This is a genomic window from Jeotgalibacillus sp. S-D1 (assembly GCF_004358665.1).
GTDB lineage: Bacteria > Bacillota > Bacilli > Bacillales > Jeotgalibacillaceae > Jeotgalibacillus.
Window position 1 is genome coordinate 1 of the sequence record NZ_SMZR01000044.1, and the last position, 660, is coordinate 660.

Genomic DNA, 660 nt, shown 5'->3' on the forward strand with positions numbered 1-660 from the left:
CCATACTGATGGCAATACCCTGCTCAATGAGCGGTCTGGTAAATCTTGGGCTGGTAAACTGAGAGCCTTGATCCGTATTAAAAATCTCACAGCGTAACCCATTGTGCAGTAAGCTACTTACCGTATCCACGCAGAAATCCGCCTCAAGCGTGGTAGATAGCGACCAGTCTAGGACATAACGACTGTACCAATCTATCACCGCCATCAAATACACGAAGCCTTTGGCTAAGCGAATATAGGTGATATCAGTACTCCATACTTGATTACAACGGCTAATCGGTACATGCCTAAGCAAATACGGGTAAACTTGATGCTCAGAGTTAGGCTTACTCGTGTTAGGGTGCTGATAAATAGCGTCTAGCCCCATTTGCCGTAGTAAGCGCCTAACTCGCTTTTCTCCCACTTGATAGCCTAGTTGTCTCAAATACGCTGTCATGCGTTTAACCCCATAAAATGGGGTCTTGGTGTACTGTTCGTCAAGCAGGTTCATCAAGGTAATATCAAGCTCGCTGATGGGCTTTGCCTGATAGTAAAGACTTGAGCGGTTGATACCGAGTAATTCACATTGCTTACGAACACTAAAATCCTTGTTATCAGGTTCTAGCAGTTGTTTACGAGTGCTCAGGGTAGCTGTGAGGACTTTTTTTTAAGCCAGTCTCT

1 pseudogene is annotated in these 660 nt (G+C 45.0%); it reads right to left on the reverse strand.

Features of this window, described 5'->3' with window-relative positions:
* Positions 1-660 (reverse strand): annotated as a pseudogene (locus tag E2R51_RS20585) (IS3-like element ISPpy1 family transposase); the annotation flags it as partial.